Below are 23,573 nucleotides of genomic sequence, written 5' to 3'. Positions count from 1 at the left end.
TCTATGCTTCAAAAAAGATGGCTATTTTAGGTCTATTCTGTTCGTTTTTACACCGGTTTATATGGGACAGCCCTGGATGGAACCACTGGATACGTATTGGGCCCACCTATTGATATGTCATTAGGGTTCCAATCTATGGGGGTCCAAGATTGCTCTTTGGTATGCGCAAGGGCGTCAACAATGTATTGAGCTTGATTGCTGGATACGGTGATGATTAAGAATGAGCTATTGGAAGAATTGGCATAGGGTTAGAACAAAATTCTGGAGTTTACTGCGCATGGGTGTGAGTGAATCGCTGGCTGTAGCTTGCGGTTCGCCCAGTAAAAGTTACTGGCGAAGCGCAATAACTGAGGGCACTCACATTGCACTCAATAATGCAGTTTCGAAAAGATGGGTTTGATCACGTTACGTGATGGCTGGGTAGAAATTCATTATGGATAGAGAGCCGCCCATTGCGGAGCCGAACGATGGGTGGTGTGGGGGCCGGTAGTTAGAACTACCGGCTACCCGATTATGGTGAAAACCTTATTAGAGCGCTTATTGCTTTGAGGCCCAAATTGCCAACCTATGCATGATAGCCTTCTGTGATATTTTGTCTTCTTGAAGCGGTTGAATTACTTTATCGTGAACTAAAAGACGATAAATATATTCGAGTTTTTCGTGAGCTGAATCGGTAGCTTCGAATTCGACAACTCCTCGCTTGGTGCCATATGCAGTACCGAGCGCTATAGCCTTTTTCACTAACTCTTTTTCATTTTTGAGTTTCTTCATTATCATGTCTCAAAGAGGTCGTCGATATTACGCACCTAACATTTATATAGTGTTCATTCTGACCACTATTATCCTGATTGCTATCTTGGAATCAATCTTGCGCCGAGATTAAAAAATACTGTTCAAATCAAAGGGCTGCTTGATTTTAGATCAATAGTGCCAAATACAAAAACGATCACTTTGGCTACTATCCCAAATAAGGGTCAACTTTGTAAGTTGTTGTATTTCAGCAAGTTTTTACCTGTTAAAGCCGTTCTGGAAAAATAATAGTCAAGATGATCAAAAGTGTGCCTGTTTTGCTGGCTGGGGGCTTGAAAGCCATAGCTACTGCGTTGCAGCTGTAGCAAAGGATTATGGCCATTTGCGGGGAGCTGCGTCTTTTATGTACATTTTTCAAGCTTCGATGAAATAATATTTGTGCGATAAATTGTCGAGTATTTAACTAATAATTTTCTTGCCAAGCAGTAAGTCTATCTCTGGGCTGTTTATTCCGCTTAAGGAATACCTCTCTGCAATTTATAAAATTCTCGATTTTTATAGATTTATTTGAAAATAATTATTGGGTGTGACTTGTCGGCCGAGACGTTCTTTGAGTGAGATATTTAAAGTAAGCCTAATTGGCCTCTTTCCCTTCGGGCCTCACCTTCCTGACTTATAAGTCTAGGGGTCAAAATGGTCAGTTCCGTTTTTGACTAGTTCCGGATGCGACCAAGCCATACACTGATAGCCAGAAACGAGAGAGACCTATGAAGATTGATGCAGCAGTATGCTCCAGTGCGCGATTGGCCCGCGACCGTCGTTTTGATGGGCGATTTTATACCGCAGTGAAAACCACTGGCATTTTCTGCCGCCCGATCTGTCCGGCTCGGCCACCGCTGGAGCGCAATGTCACTTATTTTGAGACAGCGGCGGAGGCGGCCAATGCGGGTTTTCGGCCCTGCCTGCGCTGTCGCCCCGATTCTGCGCCGGGTAGCCCTGCTTGGGGGTTGGTGTCGACCACGGTGCAGCGTGCTCTAAAGTTGATGCGCAGTGAACGGGAGCCCCAATCGGTAGAGCGGTTGGCGGAGCGTCTCGGGGTCAGCAGCCGTTATTTACGCCGTTTGTTCTCTGAGCACCTTGGGGTAAGCCCCTTGGCGGTTTGGCAAACAGAGCGAGCGCTGTTTGCCTTTCGGTTATTGCGGGATACGGATTTGCCCATTGCTGAAATCGCCTACGAATCCGGCTTTAACAGCTTGAGGCGTTTTAATGGTGTTTTCAAACAGATCTACCAACGTACACCCTCTGAGGTGCGTAGGGAGGGGCATTCTGTACGGGCGGAGACGACGAGTACCACGCGGGTTCGTTTGTACCTCGATTACCGCCCGCCGTTGGATTGGCAGCAACTCTTGGCTTTCCTGGGAGCTCGCGCTTTGGCAGGGGTGGAGCAGGTGGAGGGGGAGGTCTATTCACGCAGTTTCGAGCTGGATGCTTGTCGCGGCGTGATGCAAGTCTCCCACGATCCGGAGCGAAACCGCCTGGTGGTGGAGATCTTTGGGCAGGAAGGTGGCACAGGTTTATACCTGCTCAACCAGCGCCTGCGGCGGCTGTTTGATCTGGATGCGGATATTGAGGAGATCCAGACGGTATTAAATGAAGATCCACTACTGGCGGATCAATTGGCGAAGAACCCGGGCCTGCGCTTGCCCGGTGCTTGGGACCCATTCGAATATGCGCTGCGGGCGATTCTCGGTCAGCAGATCAGTGTGGCGGCGGCGACCACTATTGCCGGACGTATTGTGGCCCGCTACGGGGAGTCGTTTGTGGACGATTCCGGCAAAGAGCGGTTCCTGTTTCCAACGGCGGAGCATCTCGCCGAGGCAGACTTTGCCGACATAGGGTTGACCCGCGCTCGCATGAAAACCCTACGGGAGTTCGTTGCCGCAACGCTGGATGGGCGTGTGAGTTTTGCCGATCAGTCCCTGGAGGATTGGTGCACCCAGGCCACAGCATTGCCGGGTATCGGTGATTGGACGGCGCATTATATTGCTATGCGTGGGCTGTCGATGCCAGATGCATTTCCGGCTTCAGACTTGGGTATTCTGCAGGCGCTTGGCAGTGATGGCGAAAAAGCAAAACCCAAGGAGGCCCTGGCACGGGCAGAACAGTGGCGGCCCTGGCGGGCTTATGGCGCTATTTTGCTGTGGCAGTCGCTGAAATCAGGAGAATAGAGATGATTACTTATGAGTGTTACTCCACGGAGTTGGGTGATGTTGCTATCGCCGCCTGTGAAGTTGGGGATGAGGGGGTGGATAACGGTATCGTTGCGCTGCAGTTTTACGATGTCGAACGCCCGCTGCGCCTAGGCGCCGACTGGCAAAGGGGGGGCTCAGAGCTCACTGATATGGCAGCTCAACAGTTGCGTGAATATATGGCCGGACAGCGCCGAAGCTTCAATCTTTCGCTGGCCCCGCGGGGTACCGAGTTTCAGCGCCGAGTATGGGATGCGCTGGTACAAATTCCTTTTGGCGAGACCCGAAGCTACAGCCAGCAGGCCCAATTTTTGGGGCAGCCACGTGCTATCCGCGCGGTGGCGCGGGCCAACGGCGCCAATCCGCTCGCAGTGATGATTCCTTGTCACCGGGTTATTGGAGCCAATGGCAGTCTCACTGGCTACGCCGGTGGTTTGGCATTGAAAGCCCAGTTACTCACGCTCGAAGGTGCCAATTTTATCAGCCAGGGTGAGTTGCTCTGAAGTGTAGGAAATGAAAAGCGCAAGATTCATCCGCTAGCCACAGCGTCTCCGGCACGGGATAATACGCGGTTCTTAACCAGATCTCGCCGGAGGCCAAATGCTATACAGATTGGGGAATAAACAGCCGCAACTGGAGGGTGGGGGTCACTATATCGCACCTGGCGCCCAGATCATTGGCGATGTGCGTATGCTCGGGCACAGCTCCATCTGGTTTAACGCGGTAGTGCGTGGAGATTGTGCCCGGATCACAATCGGTGAGTACAGTAATGTCCAGGATGGCTCGGTGTTGCATGCCGATCCGGGTACTCCACTAACCATCGGCACGGGTGTCACCGTAGGCCATAAAGTGATGCTGCACGGCTGTGAGATTGGCGATTACAGCCTGATTGGTATCAACGCCGTGATCCTGAACCGGGCCAAGATTGGCAAATGTTGTATCATCGGCGCCAATGCACTGGTGACGGAGGGAGCCGAAATCCCCGACTATTCCATGGTGATGGGCACCCCCGGTAAGGTGGTTAAAACCCTCGATCCTGCCACCTACGAACTACTCAAGGCGAGCAGTGATCACTACGTGGCCAATGGCAAACACTTTGCCGAGGAATTGGTCCCGCTCGAGATTGAAGATGTCTGAACAACCGGTAGAAACTGCAGTGCCCGACGAGCGCCCGGTGAAATCCCCTTGTATGTCCGTGTGCGCCCTCAACGAAGAGGATGTGTGTGAGGGCTGTTTTCGCAGCGGTATGGAAATTAGCCGCTGGGGCTCGATAACTAATGAAGAGCGTCGCTCAATTTTGAAGCTCTGCACCGAGCGTGCTCGGCAGATGGGCCGACTCTGGTAAACAATCGATAGCGCTTTGTTGGGGCCGAGCCTCGCAGGGCCCGGAATTAAACGCGACTATGACCCAACCCTTTGTCCACTTAAGAATTCACTCCGAATTTTCCCTGATCGATGGCCTGGTGCGTATTAAGCCCGCCATCGCCCGTGCGCAGGAGCTACAAATACCGGCGCTGGCCATTACCGATCAGTGCAACCTCTTCGGCCAGATCAAGTTCTACCGGGCCTGCCTTGGCGCCGGTATTAAACCCATTACCGCTGCGGATTTCTGGCTCAGTGAGGGCGGCGAGGGCAAGCCCACCCTGATTACCCTCTACGCTCTGAATGGCGATGGTTATCGCAATATTACCGAGTTGATTTCTCGCGCCTGGATGGAGGGGCAGTACCACGGCAATGCCTACATCAAGCGCGAGTGGATAAAAGAATACAGCGAAGGCGTGTTGATGTTGTCCGGGGCCAAATATGGTGATGTCGGCCGCGCCCTGATAGCCGGGCGCCGGGCTCAGGCGCAGGAGCTGGCCAGCGAGTGGGCGGAGCTGTTCCCTGGCCGCTATTATCTGGAATTGCAGCGTACGGGCCGCGCGGGTGATGAGGATTATTTACATGCGGCGGTGGAGCTGGCGCAATTATTGAACCTGCCGGTAGTGGCCACTAACGATGTACGCTTTATGGAGGAGAGCGAATTCGAGGCCCATGAGGTGCGAGTATGCATCCATGAGGGCCGGGCTCTCGATGACCCCCGTCGCGAACGTCGCTATTCTGCCGAACAGTATTTCCGCAGCCCCGAGGAAATGTGGGAGCTATTCAGCGATATTCCCGAGGCGCTAGAAAATACTGTAGAGATTGCCAAGCGCTGCTCGGCACCGATTCAGCTGGGCAAATATTTCCTGCCGGAATACCCGATCCCTGAGGGAATGACCGAAGACCAGTTCTTCGAAAAGGTTTCCTATGAGGGCATGGAAAGGCGTTTGGAAGCGATTCTCGACACATCCGCAGCGGACTATGCCGAGCGCCGCAAGCTGTACGAGGAACGCCTGCGCTTTGAGCTGGATATTATTGTACAGATGGGGTTCCCCGGTTACTTTTTGATCGTGATGGACTTTATCCAGTGGGCCAAGGACCAGGATATTCCGGTGGGGCCGGGGCGAGGCTCCGGTGCCGGTTCTTTGGTGGCCTACTCGCTGGATATTACCGACCTGGACCCACTGCAATACGACCTGCTGTTCGAGCGATTCCTCAATCCAGAGCGGGTTTCCATGCCTGACTTCGATATCGACTTCTGTATGGAGAAGCGGGATCGGGTCATCGGCTATGTTGCGGATAATTACGGCCGCCAGGCAGTGAGCCAGATTATTACTTTCGGCACCATGGCTGCGAAAGCGGTGGTGCGCGATGTGGCGCGAGTGCAGGGCAAGTCCTACGGCCTCGCGGACAAGTTGTCGAAGATGATTCCCCTTGATGTGGGCATGACGCTGCAGAAGGCCTTCGATCAGGAGGAGATCTTGCGGGAGTTCCTCGACACGGATGATGAAGGCCAGGAAATCTGGGAGATGGCCCTGCAGCTCGAAGGGGTCTCGCGCAATGTGGGCAAACACGCCGGTGGTGTGGTCATTGCTCCAACCAAGCTTACCGACTTCGCCCCGCTTTACTGTGATGAGACCGGCGCCGGTCTGGTCACTCAGTTCGATAAAAATGATGTGGAAGATGCCGGCCTGGTGAAGTTTGACTTCCTCGGCCTGCGTACCCTGACCATTATCGATTGGGCCAAGCGCATGGTGGATGTGCAGCGCGAGCGCGAAGGGCTGGAACCCCTGGATATCGCCGCACTGCCGCTGGATGATGCAGAAACCTTCAAAATGCTCAAACGGGCCGAAACCACTGCGGTATTCCAGTTGGAATCCCGTGGTATGAAGGATCTGATCAAGCGTCTGCAACCGGACAACCTGGAAGATATGATCGCCCTGGTGGCCCTGTTCCGCCCGGGCCCGCTACAGTCGGGCATGGTTGATGACTTTATTAACCGTAAGCACGGCCGAGCGCAGGTGGCCTACCCGGATGCCAAATACCAACATGAGAAACTGCAGCCGATCCTGGAGCCCACTTACGGGGTCATTGTCTACCAGGAACAGGTAATGCAGATCGCCCAGGAATTGGCTGGCTATACCCTGGGCGGCGCTGACCTGTTGCGCCGGGCCATGGGTAAGAAGAAACCGGAGGAAATGGCCAAACAGAGGGCCACTTTTGAAAATGGGGCAAAAGAGCAAGGCATTAACCCCGAACTTGCGATTAAGATCTTCGACCTGGTAGAGAAGTTTGCAGGTTACGGCTTTAACAAGTCTCACTCTGCGGCCTACGCACTGGTGTCATATCAGACTGCTTGGTTGAAGGCGCATTATCCATCTCAGTTTATGGCGGCCACCATGTCTTCGGATATGGATAAGACCGATAAAGTCGTAACCTTTATCGAAGAGTGCCGGGCCATGGAGCTGGTGCTGGTGCCGCCGGATGTGAACCTGGGCAGCTTCCAGTTTTCGGTGGATATCGACAAGCGTATTATTTATGGTCTCGGAGCCATCAAGGGGCTGGGTGAAGGGCCCATTGAGAATATTATTGCGGCGCGGGAAGAGGGCGGGCCTTTTGTCGACCTGTTCGATTTCTGCTCGCGTATTGACCCGCGCAAGGTGAACAAGCGCGCACTGGAGGCGCTGGTGCGCTCTGGTGCCTTCGATAGTATTGGGCCGGATACCCACAGCGCTGATGGCCTGGATTATTCGCGCGCGGTGCTGTTTAACACGCTAGATGAAGCGGTGAAGGCGGCGGATCAGCAAAAAGCCAACGCCAATGCGGGCATGATGGACTTATTTGGCGAAGTGGTACCTCAGGCCTCCGAGGGTGATGTTTACGAGGATTTCCGCCGCACCCGATGCTGGAGTATTCGCGAGCGCTTGGAGGGGGAAAAAAACACCTTGGGACTTTATCTGACTGGGCACCCTATTGATGAGTACGCCGGTGAGTTAAAACATTTGGTTAAAGCGCGGATCGCCGATTTGAAGCCCGGTCGCGAATCCCAAAAAGTAGCAGGCTTGGTGGTTGCCATGCGTGTTATGAAAACCAAGCGCGGTGATTCCATGGCTATTGTTACTTTGGATGATCGCAGTGGCCGTATTGAAGCAGCCATATTCAGCGAGGCCTTGGGTGAGCACAGAGACAAGCTGGCTAAAGATGCTTTGTTGGTATTGGAGGGACCGGTCGCTACCGATGATTACAGTGGCGGCCTGAAAATGACAGTAAACGGTGTGTCCACTCTCGATGAGTTGCGCCAGAGCCGGGTGACCGGGGTGCGCTTACGATTGGACAGTGGCAGTGTGGCGCCAGGCCTGGCCAAGCGATTGGCGGCTTGCCTACAGCCCTATACCGGTGGTCAGTGTGGGGTGAGCCTGGAGGTTTCCCGCCACGATGCCCGGGGCTTGTACCGATTGCCGTTGCAGTGGAATGTGGAACCAAACGATCAGATGGTCCAGTCTCTCAGGGAACTGTTGGGGCGTGAGCAGGTGACGCTTCAGTACGCAGAAAGGCGTTAAAGTCCACTGGACTCGACTGGTTGGTTCTGTACAGTTAAGCTATGCCGCTATGATTGCCCGGTGGTATTGAAAAGAGTTAAAGGCGCAGATTTCATGAATTTCAATTTTCTCGAGTTTGAGCAGCCAATTGCAGAGCTGGAAGGCAAGATAAAAGAGCTGCAGCTTGTGGGTGACGACAACGAGCTGAATATCGCCGATGAAGTGACCCGGTTACGGGAGAAGAGCAGAACTCTGACTGAGTCCATCTACTCCGACCTGAGTCCCTGGCAGGTGGTTCAGGTGGCGCGCCATCCGCAGCGCCCCTACTCCAAGGACTATATCGAGCGCCTGTTCACCGACTGGGACGAACTGCACGGCGACCGCCATTTTGGTGACGATAGAGCGATTATCGCTGGTATCGCCCGTCTCAATGGTAAACCGGTGGCGGTTATCGGTGAGGAAAAGGGACGCTCCGTCAACGAAAAAGTCGCGCGTAATTTCGGTATGCCCAAGCCCGAAGGGTACCGCAAGGCCCTGCGTGTTATGGAAATGGCCGAACGCTTTAAAATGCCGGTTCTCACTCTGATCGACACACCTGGGGCCTATCCGGGTATCGACAGTGAAGAGCGCGGCATCAGTGAAGCTATTGCCCAGAATCTGGCCGTGATGTCCCGACTGCGCACACCCATTATTTGCACCGTGATTGGAGAGGGTTCTTCTGGGGGCGCTTTGGCTATCGGTGTTGGCGATCAGCTGAATATGCTGCAGTACTCTACCTATTTTGTGATTTCTCCAGAGGGCTGCGCCAACATTATCTGGAAAACCGTCGAAAAAGCGCCGCTGGCTGCTGAGGCGATGGGGGTGACTTCCAGTGTGCTGGAGGAGTTGGGTATTGTGGACGAGACTATTGCAGAACCCCTCGGTGGCGCCCATCGCGATCCAGATGCTATGGCACTCAGTTTGAGGGAGCGCCTCAGTGAGCAGCTGGATCAATTGAGTGGTATTCCTATTGATGAGCTGCTGGAGAAGCGCTACCAGCGCCTGATGAGCTACGGTAATATCGTTTCCTAAGCCGCACTAAAAAAGTACCGATTTCCCCTGCCGCGCCAAATTTTTGAGTTTTTGTTCTGTTTGGTGCGGTTGGAGCCTCCAGTGTTATATCTCCTTTTCTGCTTTTAAGTATCTTTCCTATCCTTCTGCCCTTCTTTTTTACAACTTGTGGAAAATACATAAATGTCCAGGCCGCTCAACCTATAGGGTTGTCTAAAAAATTAGATTCTTCGACTCTTATTCGGTGCCTGAAAGAAATAATGAACCCTACATTGTGGTGGGAGAGACTTGCTGAAGAGAGAAAGTGATCTGTTAGGTCAGCTGCCCTGGTAGCAGGCAGTCTTGCGTTTGCAGGCTGCTACAGGTCCACGCTACCTCCATTTTGAACCCCCTTGTCGAAAAGCACTCCGACCGGAGCCATCCTCCGTGATAGAAAGTACCCACAATAAAGATTGGTGCAATAGGCATAGGTTTTTCCGGTTGAATATCAACCTGCGGAGGCCTGTGAGCTGAAGTCTCAGGATTAATAATTATGGCAATAATGCAGAGTAATACAGCAACGGATGCTGCACAGATACCGACAGGTGATCAATCGGGGCAGCGATTTGCGCTGGTGGCGCTAACCTCACTGTTTTTTATATGGGGTTTTATCACCTGTCTGAATGATATTTTGATTCCCTACCTGAAGGGAATCTTCGACCTGAACTACGCCCAGGCAATGCTGGTGCAGTTCTGCTTTTTTGGGGCTTACTTTCTTGTCTCTTTGCCTGCCGGTGCTCTGGTTAGCAAAATCGGCTACCAAAAAGGAATTGTAACCGGCCTCAGTATTGCGGTAATTGGCTGCCTGCTATTTATTCCCGCCGAAAGAATGGAGGTATATGCACTGTTCCTGGGGGCTCTATTTATTCTGGCTTCCGGCATTACAATTTTGCAGGTTTCCGCTAACCCCTATGTCACCGCATTGGGAGATGAGCGCACAGCGCCCAGCCGATTGACCCTGACCCAAGGATTCAACTCCCTGGGTACGACGATTGCCCCCCAGTTTGGTGCACTGCTAATTTTGCCCGCAGCGGGTGTTGTGGCAGGTGCTGCCAGTGCCTCTGTTATCGAGGTACCTTATCTGATCCTGGCCGCTGCATTGGCAATTCTGGCCCTGCTTTTTGCATTCCTTAATTTGCCGGGGATAGTCAGCAGCGCTGCAGCAGCCTCTACTCACAGTAGCGGAGCCGCATCCGCGTGGAGTTATCGCCATCTGGTATTGGGTGCAATTGCCATCTTTGTTTATGTGGGCGCTGAAGTTTCTATAGGCAGCTTCCTGGTCAACTTTATTGCAGAAGACTCCATTGCTGGCCTGGAGGAGTCCGAAGCTGCTTTTTATATCTCCCTATACTGGGGCGGTGCAATGGTCGGCCGCTTTGCCGGTGCATTAGTCATGCGATTTATTTCGGCCGGTAAAGTGCTTGCAATATGCTCTATTGGCTCTTGTGTACTGCTGCTCATTACCATCACCGGTAGCGGTTATCTGGCGATGTGGGCGGTACTCGCTGTAGGCTTGTGCAACTCTATTATGTTCCCAACCATTTTTAGTTTGGCGTTGGCCAAATTGGGCCCATCAACCAGTCAGGGCTCCGGGATCCTGTGCCTGGCTATTGTCGGCGGCGCAATTGTGCCGATGTTACAAGGCTTTCTGGCAGACCAAATTGGTATTCAGTTAGCGTTTGTTCTGCCGATCTTCTGTTACCTTTATATTCTTTACTATGGAATTTCTGGGCACCGTCCAGATAAGCGCGCTTAAGTTTTATTTTCTTCTCTTCTGAGCTCGTTTGCCGGCATTTTTATGCCGGCTTTTTTGTGTCTGGAATAAAGTTTTGTAAAAAAGGGGGGGGATTTTTTTTGGGGGGGGGCGGCGATCCCTGCCAGTATTTTGAATGCTTTTGTATTAAGAGGTTTGAGGGGTGGTCAGGCTGGCTTGTTTGTTGAAGTCGAGAAATTCCTTGATTGGTAGGCGGTAGTTTCGGCTCACTTTTAATTTGGCGCCGCTGCTCAACGTGAGGAAATATTCACCTTTAGTCAGAACCTTGATATGCACAATAAAATTCAGGTTGACCAGAGTGGAGCGGTGAATGCGCTTAAAGAGATTCGGGCAAAGCTGCTTTTGCAGATCTTTAATAGTGCTGCGCATCACGTGGGTTTCCCCTTTTGCGTGTACGCACATATAGTCTCCGGCAGCATCAATCCACTCGATATCTTGCTGGGTGACCATGGTGATACTGCCCCTGTCCTTGATGGCCAGGCGCTGACTGGCGGTATGGGCAGCTGCGCTTTCTGCGGATGGGTTACTATTATTGCCTCTTTCTTCGAAAGAGCGCATCAAACGTTTCTTTTCCTCTTGATTCCCCTCCTCTCCCTCGGAGCGCATTTGTACGAGTCGTTGCCGGGCCCGCTCCAGCGCAGTTTCCAGTCGGCGCGGGTCCAGGGGTTTAAGCACATAATCGACAGCGTGGACCTCAAATGCCTTGAGGGCATATTGATCAAAGGCTGTTGCAAAAATGACAAGGGGCATGGTGTCAGCCTGCAAGCTGCGCACAACGTCAAAGCCGTTGATTCCCGGCATCTGTACATCGAGAATCAACAGGTCGGGGCTGTGCTCAGAGACGGCTTGTACGGCTTCCCTGCCATTACGGCAGCAAGCGAGAATGTCGAGATCCTGATGTTCCTCGAGCATGCTCTGCAGCAGTCGCAAGGCTAGGGGTTCGTCATCCACCAGTACGACAGTGAGTTTGTTCATTGGACTTCTCCCTGTGTGAGGTTGGTGGGGTGGGTGGTAGATTGCAGGGGGATATTGATGAGTACTTGCATACCGCCATCGGCTTTTTGATTTTGTTTTATGTCGAAGTCTAGAGGGTAAAGGGTGTTTAATCGTTCTCGTACATTTTTAAGACCTACGCCGGTAGAGGAGGCCTCAGGGTTCCGCTCACCGTTAAATTGATTGGGGCAGCCGCTGTCGTGGACTTCCAAGACCAAGCGGTCCCCTGCGCTGCGTGCGAGTATGCCAATAGTGCCCCCGGTTTCATTGGGGGCGATAGCATATTTCACTGAATTTTCTACCAGGGGCTGAAGCAGCATACTCGGCACTCGAGCGCGGCGAACCGACTCATCAATCGAAAGGTCTACGCTCAGTCGGTCGGCAAATCGGGTTTTCTCAATTTCCAGATAGAGTAATACAGCTTCTATTTCTCGCTCCAACTCGACCTTCTGCATGGGGTCTTCCTTTAACGATAGCCGCAGGAAATCGCTGAGCCGCACGACCATCTCCCGGGCTTCATCGGCTTGCTGAAAGCGAATTAGGGCGTTGATAGAGTTGAGTGTATTAAATAGAAAATGTGGATTTAGCTGGTAGCGTAGCATTTTCAGCTGCGCTTCATTGGCGATGGCTTCAGCTTGTAGTCTGCGCAGCTGTTCCCTTTCATGTACTGCCGCGACTTCCAGCATTTTTTTGTGTTCTTCGTTCAATAAGAAGTGATATTTCACCCCGCAGTAAAGGGCACTCCAGAACAGAAACACGAAAAGAGAAGCGTAATACCAGCCACCGAACTCAGACCAAATGGAGTGTTCACCACTGAGACGTATGTAGGCCTCCATGCGAATCAGTGTCCATATCCCGGAAATAACGCCTACCGCCAATAGGTAGATAACCGTGCGAAAAGAGAGTTCTGACTCCCAGGCAACATCAAAAATGGGCTTTAGAAAAATCGATAGGACAAAGGCGATAGCGCATTGGAATATTGTATTGATCGGTTCGAAGTGAGGCCACTCGGCCGGGGAATGCCACAGGGTTAAGGAGAGAAACGTGACCAACAATATACCGATCCAGCTAACCAGCTGAAGTTTCCAGAACCAACGAGTCGACTGGATCTCAGCAATTGGTGTCGTGTTTAGACGGGTCGAGTACTGCATGATGTCCCGTATATTTAGTATTGTGGAAAGGACGGGATAGACGCTAATGATCGCGTTCATTATTATCCGCGAAATATTACCTTGCAGAAGCGTGACCCGCTAGAGGTGTGTGCGCCACACTTCCGGCTTGACCTCGTTAAAGTCCCTCTTGTCTGATCCTGGGGTGAATAGTCGAGTAATTTTCGGCAATCTTGATGGATAAGACAACTCTTCTTTATATTTTTAGTGCGATTTAATTTGCAGGGAGAGAGAGGTTGGCGCTGTAGCTCTGCCTGCCCTGCTTGTACAACGGTGAGATTGTCTGTCTGGTCACGAGCAGTAATTGACTATTTGGCGGGGTCGGTAGGTAGTTTTTGGGAATTGTGTTAAAAATGTGCATCTTTAAAGTATTCCCCAGCAGCTGGGTGAAGTAGGCTTCTTCTTAGAAATATGTGGTGGCGGGAAAAAGTTCTGAGTAAAGAGAACCGCCGCTGGTCAGCAAGAAATTTAGATTTGGGGATCGGTTGTCGATGAGCCAGATGTTGCCCGAATCGGGGTTTTCCTCGAGCGAGATGGCTAAATATAATACGGGTGCCCAGGATCAGATGTCTGTAGGTACAGTCCCTCGTTATATCAACCTAATTGCACTGACGTCCCTGTTTTTGATTTGGGGATTTATTACCGGCCTGAATGACGTCCTGGTCCCGCACCTGAAAAATGTCTTTGAATTGAGCTACACCAAGGCAGTCTTGGTGCAGTTTTACTTTTTTGCCGCATACTTTCTGGTGTCTGTGCCAGCGGGGATGCTGCTCAGACGAGTAGGCTACCAGCTTGGGCTAGTGCTTGGTCTCCTGGTGGCCTGCGCGGGATGCTTGGTTTTTATTCCCGCAGCGCGCTTGCAGATTTATGAAGTGTTCTTGCTTGGCCTTTTTGTTCTCGCTTCGGGAATTACGCTATTGCAGGTATCGGCAAACCCCTATGTGATCGCGTTGGGTAGTGCCCGTACGGCGCCCAGCCGCTTGAATTTGACTCAGGCCTTCAACTCCCTAGGCACCACTTTGGCGCCAGTGATCGGCGGCGCAGTTTTCTTTGCGGGCCTCACCCTCTCTGTCGATCCTGATACCGCAGCGAGCCTCTTTGAATTCAGGGCTCGGGAGGCGGCACTGGTAGAAACGCCGTACTTTTGGCTGGCGGTTCTTCTTTTGGTGATGGTGGCTTTTTTCTCTTGGATACGCTTGCCAGCAATTCCCGAACACCAGCAGAGGAGTAGTGTCGAAGGCGATGTGTTTTCACTCTGGCGCTTCCCTAGGCTGACTCTGGGGGCCGTGGGTATTTTTGCCTATGTGGGTGCAGAAGTGGCGATAGGAAGTTTCCTGGTGAGTTTCTTTGGCGAACCTTCAGTTGCCAGGATGACACCGTTTGAAGCGTCCAAGTACGTTTCCTATTACTGGGGCGGTGCGATGATAGGACGTTTTGCCGGGGCGTTTTTACTGCGCTTTGTCTCGGCGGGAAAGGTGCTTGCGGTCTGCGGACTGGGATCAGTGGTACTTATCGCGGTGGCGATGATGTCGTCGGGGGCAATGGCAGTTTGGTCGATTGTCGCCGTGGGTCTGTGTAATTCAATTATGTTTCCAACAATATTCAGCCTGGCTTTGCGTGGTCTGGGCAGATATACCAGCCAGGGCAGCGGCATTCTCTGTATGGCTATTGTCGGGGGTGCCGTCATTCCTCTTTTCCAGGGCATGCTTGCCGACAGTGCCGGTATCCAGTATTCATTTCTGGTACCCCTGATCTGTTACTGCTACATCATTTATTACGGCGCGTTTTCGCGAACTTTACGCGGAAACGCTGCAGAATAAAGCTGCCATTTACCCTTCCGCCTTATCGGTGATTTGGACCAGTCCATCGGATTTCTATTGGCGTGTAGAGGCAAGTATTGCACTTTGTTTCCAGTGCGGCCTGCGTCTCGTGGTGCTGGAAGATTTGCCTGGCGATTGATGATTTTACGGTATCGGCTTTCCTTCCAGGGGGGGGCATCGGGCGCTGAGCACGACGGAGAAAGTCTGTATCGATTGGCATTGAAGTTGGTCGTCGAAATAATAAATAGGGCGAAAGCAAACGGTAATGGACAGCTGTACAGGGGATAATACCTTGGGTGTACCCTTCAAGCTTGCCGAGAACTGTAGGCCTAGCGAGTCAGTAAAGCGTGGAATGATTTTGGGAGTTATTCGTGAATTTTAGTAAGCGATTTTCGCTGGGCTTTTTACTCTGTGCCTCCGTGCTCGCTGGTTGCCAGCCTGAGAACCAGGAAACTCAGCCAGAGACCGGTAAAGCCCAGGCCAATAAAGGTTCCAGCGTTGTTGAAGGTGTTGGGAACTGGCCAAAATTAAAGCCCGCGCTACAGCGTGATGAAAAGCTGGAAACTGAAATTAGTGAAGTCCTGTCCCGCATGTCTCTGGAGGAGAAAGTGGGGCAGATGATTCAGGCAGAAATCCGCCACGTCACGCCTGAAGATGTTAAAAAGTATCATTTGGGCTCTGTGCTAAATGGCGGTGGTGCCTTTCCCGGCAATGATAAGTTTGCCACACCAAAAGACTGGTTGGCGCTCTCCGATGCCTTTTTTAAGGCCTCCATGGATACCTCTGATGGCGGTGTGGCGATTCCGTTGATTTGGGGCTCTGACGCGGTCCATGGTCACAACAATGTGATCGGAGCAACCCTGTTTCCCCACAACATCGGTCTCGGTGCCGCCCACGATTCCGACCTGATTGAACGTATCGGTCGCGCGACTGCCCGCGAAGTGGCGGTGACGGGAATCGACTGGACTTTTGCCCCCACGGTGGCGGTAGTTCGCGATGACCGCTGGGGTCGAACCTATGAAAGCTATTCTGAAGATCCCAAGATAGTAGCCGATTACGCTGAGGCTATGGTTAAAGGGCTCCAGGGTGAGAAAACCGGTGCTGATTTCCTGCGTGGCGAGAACCTGGTGGCCACTGCCAAGCACTTTGTCGGTGATGGTGGCACAACTCGTGGCATCGACCGGGGTGATAACGCCGTTTCTGAAAAGGAATTGGCGGAAGTGCATGCGGCGGGTTACCTGACCGCCCTGCCGGCCGGTGTGCAGACGGTGATGGCTTCATTCAACAGTTGGGATGGGAAGAAGCTTCACGGACACGAATACCTGCTAACCACTGTTCTGAAGGAGCGTTTGGGTTTTGACGGTTTTGTTGTCGGTGACTGGAACGGCCACGGCTTTGTACCGGGTTGCACTGTGGAGAGCTGTGCTGCGGCGATTAATGCCGGCCTCGATATGTTTATGGTGCCCGCAGATTGGAAAGCACTATACGTAAACACATTGGCTCAGGCTGTGAGTGGAGAGATTAGTGCTGAGCGTATTGATGATGCAGTACGTCGTATTTTGAGAGTAAAAATACGTGCGGGATTGTTTAATCGCAATATGCCTTTGGCGGGTAAGAGCGGAGTCCTCGGCAATCCGGAGCATCGCGCTATCGCTCGTGAAGCTGTGCGCAAGTCCCTGGTATTATTGAAAAATAATGGCCAGTTATTGCCACTTGCCGCAAATCAGAATGTATTGGTTGCCGGTGATGGTGCGGATAATCTATCCAAGCAAAGTGGTGGCTGGACTATCTCCTGGCAGGGCACGGGTAATACCCGCGCGGACTTCCCGGGAGCCACTTCAATATTTGAAGGTGTCGCGACTGCAGTAAGTGCTGCTGGTGGTGAAGCGGTACTGAGCGTCGACGGTGGCTACTCTGACACTTCATTTGTAAACGGCAAGGCGCCAAAAGTTGCGATTGTGGTTTTTGGTGAAGAACCCTATGCAGAGTGGCATGGCGATATTACTCATCTTGAGTACCAGAGAGGCAATAAAAAAGACCTGGCATTACTGCAGAAGCTGCGCAAGCAGGGAATCCCGGTAGTCAGTGTCTTCCTGTCTGGACGCCCGCTTTGGATCAATAGCGAGCTGAATGCTTCGGACGCTTTTGTGGCTGCTTGGTTACCAGGTTCCGAGGGTGCTGGCGTTGCCGATGTTATGTTCCGGGATAGGGATGGGCAGGTGCGTTATGATTTTACCGGCAAGCTGCCGTTTAGCTGGCCGATGCATACTTATCAGAATGTACTGAATCCTTATCACGATAACTACGAGCCCCTGTTTGAGCTGGGTTATGGTTTGGCGGCCGATCAGGAATCCCTGGTTGCCAATGACCTGCCGGAGACCAGTGAATTACACGCCGGCGGCGGTCTGGAAGAAGCATGGTTGCTGGTGTCCCGCCCACGTGCGCCCTGGGTACTGAATATTGCTGAAGCCGGGGCAAAGGCAGTTCCGATGCACGGCAATTACGCGGCCAGTGGAGGTGATGAAAATATCGTAGTCAGCTCTATCGATATGTCTTCTCAGGAAGATGCCCGCCTGATTACCTGGAAAGGGTTGCGCCCTGGTGCTGTTCAGTTGTCTGCAGAATATATGCAGGATCTGAACGTGTACCTGGAAGAGAAATCTGCCCTGACCATGAATATCCGTGTCGATCAGCCGGTTGATAACCCTGTGATGGTGGCGATGACTTGTGGTGACGACTGTGTTGCTAAAGTACAGCTGCAGTCAGCGCTGCAGTCTATGCCGCAGAAAGATTGGACCAGAATTTCTGTAGATCTCCAGTGTTTCGTAAACGCGGGTGCTGACTTCGGCAAAGTGTTTAGTGCATTTGGCTTGGAGAGTGAAGGCCCAATGGCTATTGCCGTCGCCAATGTTAAGCTGACCCCGGAAGCCGCAGTTTCTGCCGATATTCAGTGTAAGGGTTAACGCACTCTGTTTCTGCATGGGGACTCTAGCTGGCGCTAAATAGAATAGCGTCAGCTAGCCATTTAAACGATCTGCTTTTATAGAAAGAGCGCCAACGAAGAGTTTTCTACGTTGGTGTCTTGTTCTCTATCGGGTTAACCCATTCTTATTTGTGGTGTTACTCAAGTGATTCCTATTAAGTCGCTCATAATCGGCGTCTAATTTTGGCTAGAAGTAGTTTGACTGGATTTTCTAAATCCAGAGCTTCTCCATTCCTCCCTGCATCCCTCCGTTATCTACTGCGCTTTAATATCTATCAGGTTATTAGTCCTGTCGTAATAATATCTCCGCTAATGGTGCTGGCTGGTTAAGTTTGGCACTGGAACGGTGCAGTTCAGTAAGAAGTATTTCAGTGAGATTAATTTTTTAATTCGCTTTTCATTAGTTTGTTCTTTTGGGGTGTGGAAGTGCAGATTTAATTTGATTTGAATGAGCGGAAGGGTCATGAACCTGAAATAAAGATGCCACTTCTTGTTGGTTAATATGGTTTCCCCTTGTGTTGGAAGGGTTTTTGCTGGTTGGCATCTTTATTGCTGAGCGATAAATGGTTTGTGAGTTTTTTAAAATCCTAACCTTCCATTATGTAGCAGTGATTTTGGTAGGTTGGCTCCCTATGTGAAAGTTGAAACGGTTAGTGTGGCGGTATCAGAAATTGGTGTGCGCACATCTATCTGAAATGGAATCGGAGGAACTAATGTCACCTTGTCATATCATTTTTCTACCAGGGCTGTTTGCTCGTGGGTGGATTTGGAATCGGGTTGCGGAGGCATGTCGTCTGCAGGGGCACAAAATTACCGTTATTGAGCCGTCAATTCCTGAAGTGTTTATGGGTAGATTGGAGTCAGCCCATCAAATGATCGGTGAGTGCCTCAACTTAAATACGGAAGCCGGTCCTGCGGTATTGGTCGGCAATTCGATGAGCGGACTAATCACCTTGGACTTTGCGGCAAACTTTCCTGAGTTGGTGAAAGGCGTCGTGATCAGTGGTGCTCCGGGGCTTGAGGAACTGGACGCAGGGGTTTCGCTCGTTGACTTGAGGGGGTCGGTACCTGGTGCTGCCAGTGCATTATGCGAAAGAGTTTTTCGCGATATAAATCGTCTATCAAAGCCGGATTATGATCGAGGGGTAAGTGATATTAATACGATATTTTCAACGAATGAAACATTTAAATCAGTAGTAAAGTGGCTGAATCTGAGCAGAAAATATAATGTCCACGAGAGCTTGGGAAAAGTGCAATGCCCGGTCAAGTTGATTTGGGGTGATTTCGATCGGATAACACCGGCAGAATCCTGGCGATCACTGGCATCCAGGGAGATGAAGTTGGAATACAGCGAAGTGTGTGACTGCGGTCACAGCCCTATGCTGGAAAAGCCGGACGAATTCCATGGTCTCCTTTCAGAATATCTTTTGGGTTTAACCAAGCCTCTTGCTCAAACAGCCTGATAGTCGCCAAATTTTCTGGTAAGTGATGGGTTTTTCGTGGCTGTGATGGGCCTTGGGCCTGTCATGGCTATGGGATTTTAATTTTGCTTCTCCGAAACCGGAGTAACTATGACTTGAACAAATAGTGATTTTTACCCAGTGAGATAATCGGTAGTGGATGGGGTAAATTCAGCCCCCATGGTTAGCGGTGAGCTTGGCGGCAATCAATTATGGTGGTCCTCAACGCTAGGGTGGCGAAGCTCATTCGGTCACGTTTATGCTTTCCGGTTATACTTTGGTGAGCTTTCTTTCTGAGTATATTCATCTGTGGCAAGTCTTCCTGTCTCTGAGAGGCTCCCAAAAATTTTGCGGAATGCACTCTTGGCGCATCCCGTCCAAGGTAATCTCTGGGTGGGGTTTTCTGGCGGACTGGATTCCACGGTTTTACTTCACTTACTGGCCACATGCCGAGTTCCCGTGCGGGCATTACATATACACCATGGCTTGAGTGAAAGCGCTGATCGTTGGGTGGATCATTGCCGGGCATTTGCGCAAGAACTGGAAGTGCCCTTTACCTTGAAGAGGGTTGTGGTTGATAAGCGAGACGGGGGGCTGGAGCAGGGGGCCCGCCTTGCTCGTTACCTGGCATTTGATCAGGTCCTGAGTTCGGGTGATCAAATTTTACTCGGACACCACGGTGATGATCAGGCGGAGACTTTTCTACTGCGACTATTGCGCGGGGCCGGTGTCCTGGGGCTTGCGGGAATGGCCGAATGGCGCTCGATAGGCGGGGGTAAATCCCTGCTGCGGCCTTTGCTGAAAGTCGGTCGGGCTGACCTGGAAATCTGGGCCAGAGATCATGGGTTGAGTTGGATTGATGATGAAAGCAACACGGATGAGTCCCTGGATCGAAATTTTTTAAGGCGCCGTATCCTGCCTCTACTTTCTGTGCAATGGTCGGTGAGGCAACGGATTTCCCGGGCGGTAGATAATCTTCGGGAGTCCGCAGAATTGTTGCGGGAGTTGGCGCTCACTGACCTCGAGTCCTGTGGTTTACGTGCAGAGCGATTCGGTGAAAGTCTGGACCTTTCACTTTTTTCCGCTCTGAGCATGACTCGGCGCAAGAACCTGTTGCGCCACTGGATTCTCCAGCAGGGCGGTCTGGCGCCAGAGTCGACTGTGCTGCAAGAGGCAATTTCCCAGGTGGACAGTGCGGCGCTGGACGCCCAGCTGGAAGTGCAGTTGGGCAGGCGGGTGGTGAGGCGCTTTAAAGGGCGGCTCTATCTCACCTCACGACTGAAAACGGTCCCGGCGGATGGGGAGAAAGGTGTGAGCTGGGATGGCGTTTCCAGGCTTTCACTGTCAGCGGGGGGGGTGCTCGAGCCGGCGGTTGGCTGGTCTTCAGCCGAGTACCAAGTGAGTTATCGGCGGGGCGGCGAGCGGGCGCACCCGGCCGATCGTGATCGCTCCCAAACCTTAAAGAAACTTTTGCAGGAGCGGGGCTTGGAGCCTTGGCTGCGAGACCGTGTTCCGCTGGTGTTTTTGAAAGGGGAGCTAGTGGCCGTAGCCGGACTCTTCTCCTGTAAGGCTAACCGCGCCACCCCCGATCCGCCGCCGGGCTGGCGGTTTTTCGATTGAGTGGGGAGGGCTTTTCTGCTACCCTGGCGCCCCGTCTAAAAGGCACCGGGAGTAGCTGGATTATCCGCCCCGGGCCAGCCCTGTAAGCTCGACATTCATCGAGCGCTCAACTGACCAAGGTTTTGCATGACGCGCTATATTTTTGTAACTGGTGGCGTGGTTTCCTCATTGGGGAAAGGTATCGCCTCCGCCTCTCTGGCCGCCATTCTTGAGGCTCGCGGCCTCAAGGTTACCATCCTCAAGCTGGACCCCTACATCAACGTAGATCCGGGCACCATGAGCCCCTTCCAGCACGGTGAAGTGTATGTCACCGAGGATGGTGCCGAGACTGACCTGGATCTGGGTCACTATGAACGCTTTATCCGCACCCGGATGTCCAAGCGCAATAATTTCACCACTGGCCGTGTTTACGAAACCGTGCTGCGCAAAGAGCGCCGCGGTGATTATCTGGGCGGTACCGTGCAGGTGATTCCCCACATTACTGATGAGATCAAGCGTCGTGTAGTGGAAGGCGGTCGTGACGTGGATGTGGCCATTGTTGAAATCGGTGGCACCGTGGGTGATATTGAATCCCAGCCGTTCCTGGAATCCGTACGCCAGCTGCGCGTGGAAATGGGGACAAATCGCGCCCTGCTGATCCATCTCAGCTATGTCCCCTATCTCGCCACTGCGGGCGAAACCAAGACCAAGCCGACTCAGCACTCTGTAAAAGAACTGCGTTCCATCGGTCTGCAGCCAGATATTCTGCTATGTCGTTCTGAGCGTGAGATCGACGAGGATTCCCGCCGCAAGATTGCGCTGTTTACTAATGTTGAGGAGCGCGCGGTAGTACCGCTGCCAGATGCTAAAACCATCTACGGCGTGCCGCGTATGCTGCACGGCTACGGTCTTGACGATATTGTGGTTGAAAAGCTGCAGCTGGAATGCCAGGCCCCTGATCTTTCCGAGTGGGATCAGGTCGTCGACGGAAAACTTAATCCTCAGCATGAAGTGAAAATTGCCATGGTTGGCAAGTACATGGAACTGCTGGATGCCTATAAGTCCCTGATCGAATCTTTGACCCACGCGGGTATCAAGCACCGCTGCAAAGTGGATATCGATTTTATCAATGCCGAAGACGTTGAGGGAGAGAATGGTATCGATCTGATTAAAGATGCCGATGCAATTCTGGTTCCCGGTGGCTTTGGTGAGCGCGGCCTTGAGGGCAAACTGGAATCTGTGCGTTACGCCCGTGAGAACAATATCCCTTATCTGGGGATCTGTCTCGGCCTGCAATCTGTGGTTATCGAATTCGCGCGCAATGTACTCGGCCTTGAAGGTGCCAACAGCACTGAATTCAATACCAAGACCCCGCACCCGGTTATCGGCCTGATTACTGAGTGGATCGATAGCGAAGGCAAAATCGAGAAGCGTGACGAACAGTCTGATCTTGGCGGTACCATGCGCTTGGGTGGACAGGAATGCCGTCTGGCCAAAGACGCTAAAGCCCGGGACATTTACGGTGCTGATGTGATTGTGGAGCGCCATCGCCACCGCTACGAAGTGAATAACAACTACGTTGACCGCTTGCAGCAGGCCGGCTTGAAGATTGGTGGTTGGTCTGCCGATGATACTCTGGTAGAAATGGTTGAATTGCCGGATCACCCCTGGTTCGTCGCCTGTCAGTTCCACCCGGAATTTACTTCAACGCCCCGTGATGGTCATCCGCTGTTTGAAAGCTTCGTTGCTGCGGCAATGAAGCAGCATGAAAACCAGGGCTAAAATAGAAATTCCATCCCTGGCCTTAGTGGCTGGGGGTGAAAAGACAGGGAACTGAAAATGAAAACCATTGAAGTCGGAAATATCCAGGTTGCCAACGACAGGCCATTTGTCCTGTTTGGCGGTATGAATGTGCTGGAGTCCCGCGATCTGGCCATGCAGGTGGCTGAGCACTATGTGAAAGTCACTGAAAAGCTGGGTATCCCCTATGTTTTCAAGGCGTCTTTTGACAAGGCTAATCGCTCCTCCATCCATTCCTATCGTGGACCGGGAATGGAAGAAGGCCTGAAAATTTTTCAGGAAATCAAAGAAACCTTTAATGTTCCCCTGATTACCGATGTCCACGAAATACACCAGGCGGCGCCAGTTGCCGAAGTAGTGGATATTATCCAGTTGCCGGCTTTCCTGGCCCGTCAGACCGATTTGGTTGCTGCCATGGCTGCCACCGGAGCGGTAATCAATGTAAAAAAACCTCAGTTTATGAGTCCGCCTCAAGTTAAAAATATGGTGGACAAGTTTGCTGAGTGTGGCAACGACAACATTATTCTGTGTGAGCGCGGTGCCTGTTTTGGCTACGATAACCTGGTTGTCGATATGCTGGGTTTCCGTACTATGATTGATGCCTCTGGCGGTGCTCCGCTGATCTTCGATGTAACTCATTCCCTGCAGATGCGTGACCCCTCGGGCGCAGCTTCCGGTGGTCGCCGTGCGCAAGTTACTGAGCTGGGCCGTGCCGGCCTCGCTATCGGTATTGCCGGACTGTTTCTGGAGGCACACCCGAACCCGAATAAAGCGCTGTGCGATGGTCCCAGTGCACTGCCTCTGGAAAAGCTCGAACCTTTCCTGGCGCAAATGAAAGCGGTGGATGACCTGATTAAGGGCTTTACACCGCTGGATACAAAATAAAACAAACTGTACTTTTGCGTGCGTCTTATTTAGGTAGGTGCACAGCACTTTTCCCAGTGTGTTTTCAGGAAGAGAATAAACTCTATCAAGTGGATATGGGT

The 23,573-nt window shown here is 52.1% G+C and carries 16 protein-coding genes; 13 read left to right on the top strand and 3 right to left on the bottom strand.

All coding sequences use genetic code 11. The features are described 5' to 3' along the window. Positions 1–537: 537 nt before the first annotated feature. Positions 538–771, bottom strand: coding sequence for a DUF5062 family protein (locus MO867_RS09685; protein WP_152452014.1), 234 nt, complete (start codon positions 769–771; stop codon positions 538–540). Between the two features lie 746 nt (positions 772–1,517). Here MO867_RS09685 and MO867_RS09680 point away from each other — a divergent pair. The 7 genes from MO867_RS09680 to MO867_RS09650 all read left to right on the top strand — a co-directional run bounded on the left by MO867_RS09680 (position 1,518) and on the right by MO867_RS09650 (position 10,745). Continuing rightward, positions 1,518–2,978, top strand: a complete 1,461-nt coding sequence (locus MO867_RS09680; RefSeq protein ID WP_252466188.1) for a DNA-3-methyladenine glycosylase 2 — start codon at positions 1,518–1,520, stop codon at positions 2,976–2,978. A 2-nt stretch (positions 2,979–2,980) separates the two neighbouring features. Then, positions 2,981–3,502, top strand: coding sequence for a methylated-DNA--[protein]-cysteine S-methyltransferase (locus MO867_RS09675; protein ID WP_252466187.1), 522 nt, complete (start codon positions 2,981–2,983; stop codon positions 3,500–3,502). Positions 3,503–3,599: 97 nt separating this feature from the next. Continuing rightward, positions 3,600–4,136, top strand: coding sequence for a gamma carbonic anhydrase family protein (locus MO867_RS09670; protein WP_252466186.1), 537 nt, complete (start codon positions 3,600–3,602; stop codon positions 4,134–4,136). Further along, complete coding sequence (locus tag MO867_RS09665; protein WP_252466185.1) at positions 4,129–4,344, top strand: DUF1289 domain-containing protein; 216 nt, start codon at positions 4,129–4,131, stop codon at positions 4,342–4,344. Before MO867_RS09670 ends, MO867_RS09665 begins: the two co-directional genes overlap by 8 nt. 58 nt (positions 4,345–4,402) lie before the next feature. After that, entirely contained in the window at positions 4,403–7,921 is a 3,519-nt protein-coding gene (gene dnaE / locus MO867_RS09660; RefSeq protein WP_252466184.1) for a DNA polymerase III subunit alpha, read from the top strand. 93 nt (positions 7,922–8,014) lie between these two features. Beyond that, positions 8,015–8,971, top strand: a complete 957-nt coding sequence (locus tag MO867_RS09655; RefSeq protein ID WP_252466183.1) for an acetyl-CoA carboxylase carboxyltransferase subunit alpha — start codon at positions 8,015–8,017, stop codon at positions 8,969–8,971. 511 nt (positions 8,972–9,482) lie between these two features. Then, positions 9,483–10,745, top strand: a complete 1,263-nt coding sequence (locus MO867_RS09650) for a sugar MFS transporter (protein WP_252466181.1) — start codon at positions 9,483–9,485, stop codon at positions 10,743–10,745. Between the two features lie 144 nt (positions 10,746–10,889). Here MO867_RS09650 and MO867_RS09645 read toward each other — a convergent pair whose 3' ends face one another. Then, positions 10,890–11,738: a LytR/AlgR family response regulator transcription factor gene (locus MO867_RS09645; RefSeq protein ID WP_252466179.1), complete on the bottom strand. Its 849-nt coding sequence runs from the start codon at positions 11,736–11,738 to the stop codon at positions 10,890–10,892. Further along, entirely contained in the window at positions 11,735–12,967 is a 1,233-nt protein-coding gene (locus tag MO867_RS09640) for a sensor histidine kinase (RefSeq protein ID WP_252466177.1), read from the bottom strand. The genes MO867_RS09645 and MO867_RS09640 overlap by 4 nt, the downstream gene beginning before the upstream one ends. 491 nt (positions 12,968–13,458) lie before the next feature. Between MO867_RS09640 and MO867_RS09635 the strand changes: the two genes are divergently transcribed. The 6 genes from MO867_RS09635 to kdsA all read left to right on the top strand — a co-directional run bounded on the left by MO867_RS09635 (position 13,459) and on the right by kdsA (position 23,472). Continuing rightward, complete coding sequence (locus MO867_RS09635) at positions 13,459–14,745, top strand: sugar MFS transporter (RefSeq protein ID WP_252466176.1); 1,287 nt, start codon at positions 13,459–13,461, stop codon at positions 14,743–14,745. A gap of 371 nt (positions 14,746–15,116) precedes the next feature. Continuing rightward, the gene (locus MO867_RS09630; RefSeq protein WP_252466175.1) at positions 15,117–17,708 is read left to right on the top strand and encodes a glycoside hydrolase family 3 protein; all 2,592 of its coding nucleotides are present in this window, start codon (positions 15,117–15,119) and stop codon (positions 17,706–17,708) included. A 733-nt stretch (positions 17,709–18,441) separates the two neighbouring features. Next, positions 18,442–19,191 carry an alpha/beta fold hydrolase gene (locus MO867_RS09625; RefSeq protein WP_252466174.1) on the top strand — a complete coding sequence of 250 codons (750 nt, stop codon included), beginning with the start codon at positions 18,442–18,444 and terminating at the stop codon, positions 19,189–19,191. Between the two features lie 360 nt (positions 19,192–19,551). Continuing rightward, on the top strand, positions 19,552–20,808 hold the full coding sequence (gene tilS / locus MO867_RS09620; RefSeq protein ID WP_252466173.1) for a tRNA lysidine(34) synthetase TilS: 1,257 nt from the start codon (positions 19,552–19,554) through the stop codon (positions 20,806–20,808). A gap of 126 nt (positions 20,809–20,934) precedes the next feature. Then, on the top strand, positions 20,935–22,569 hold the full coding sequence (pyrG, locus tag MO867_RS09615) for a CTP synthase (protein WP_252466172.1): 1,635 nt from the start codon (positions 20,935–20,937) through the stop codon (positions 22,567–22,569). Between the two features lie 57 nt (positions 22,570–22,626). After that, positions 22,627–23,472, top strand: coding sequence for a 3-deoxy-8-phosphooctulonate synthase (gene kdsA / locus MO867_RS09610; RefSeq protein ID WP_373565878.1), 846 nt, complete (start codon positions 22,627–22,629; stop codon positions 23,470–23,472). Positions 23,473–23,573 lie beyond the last annotated feature (101 nt).

The sequence above is a fragment of the Microbulbifer okhotskensis genome, from assembly GCF_023895975.1.
Lineage (GTDB): Bacteria > Pseudomonadota > Gammaproteobacteria > Pseudomonadales > Cellvibrionaceae > Microbulbifer > Microbulbifer okhotskensis.
The sequence above is the reverse complement of the archived record's forward strand: the minus strand, read 5'-3'. Positions and strand labels throughout refer to the sequence as shown.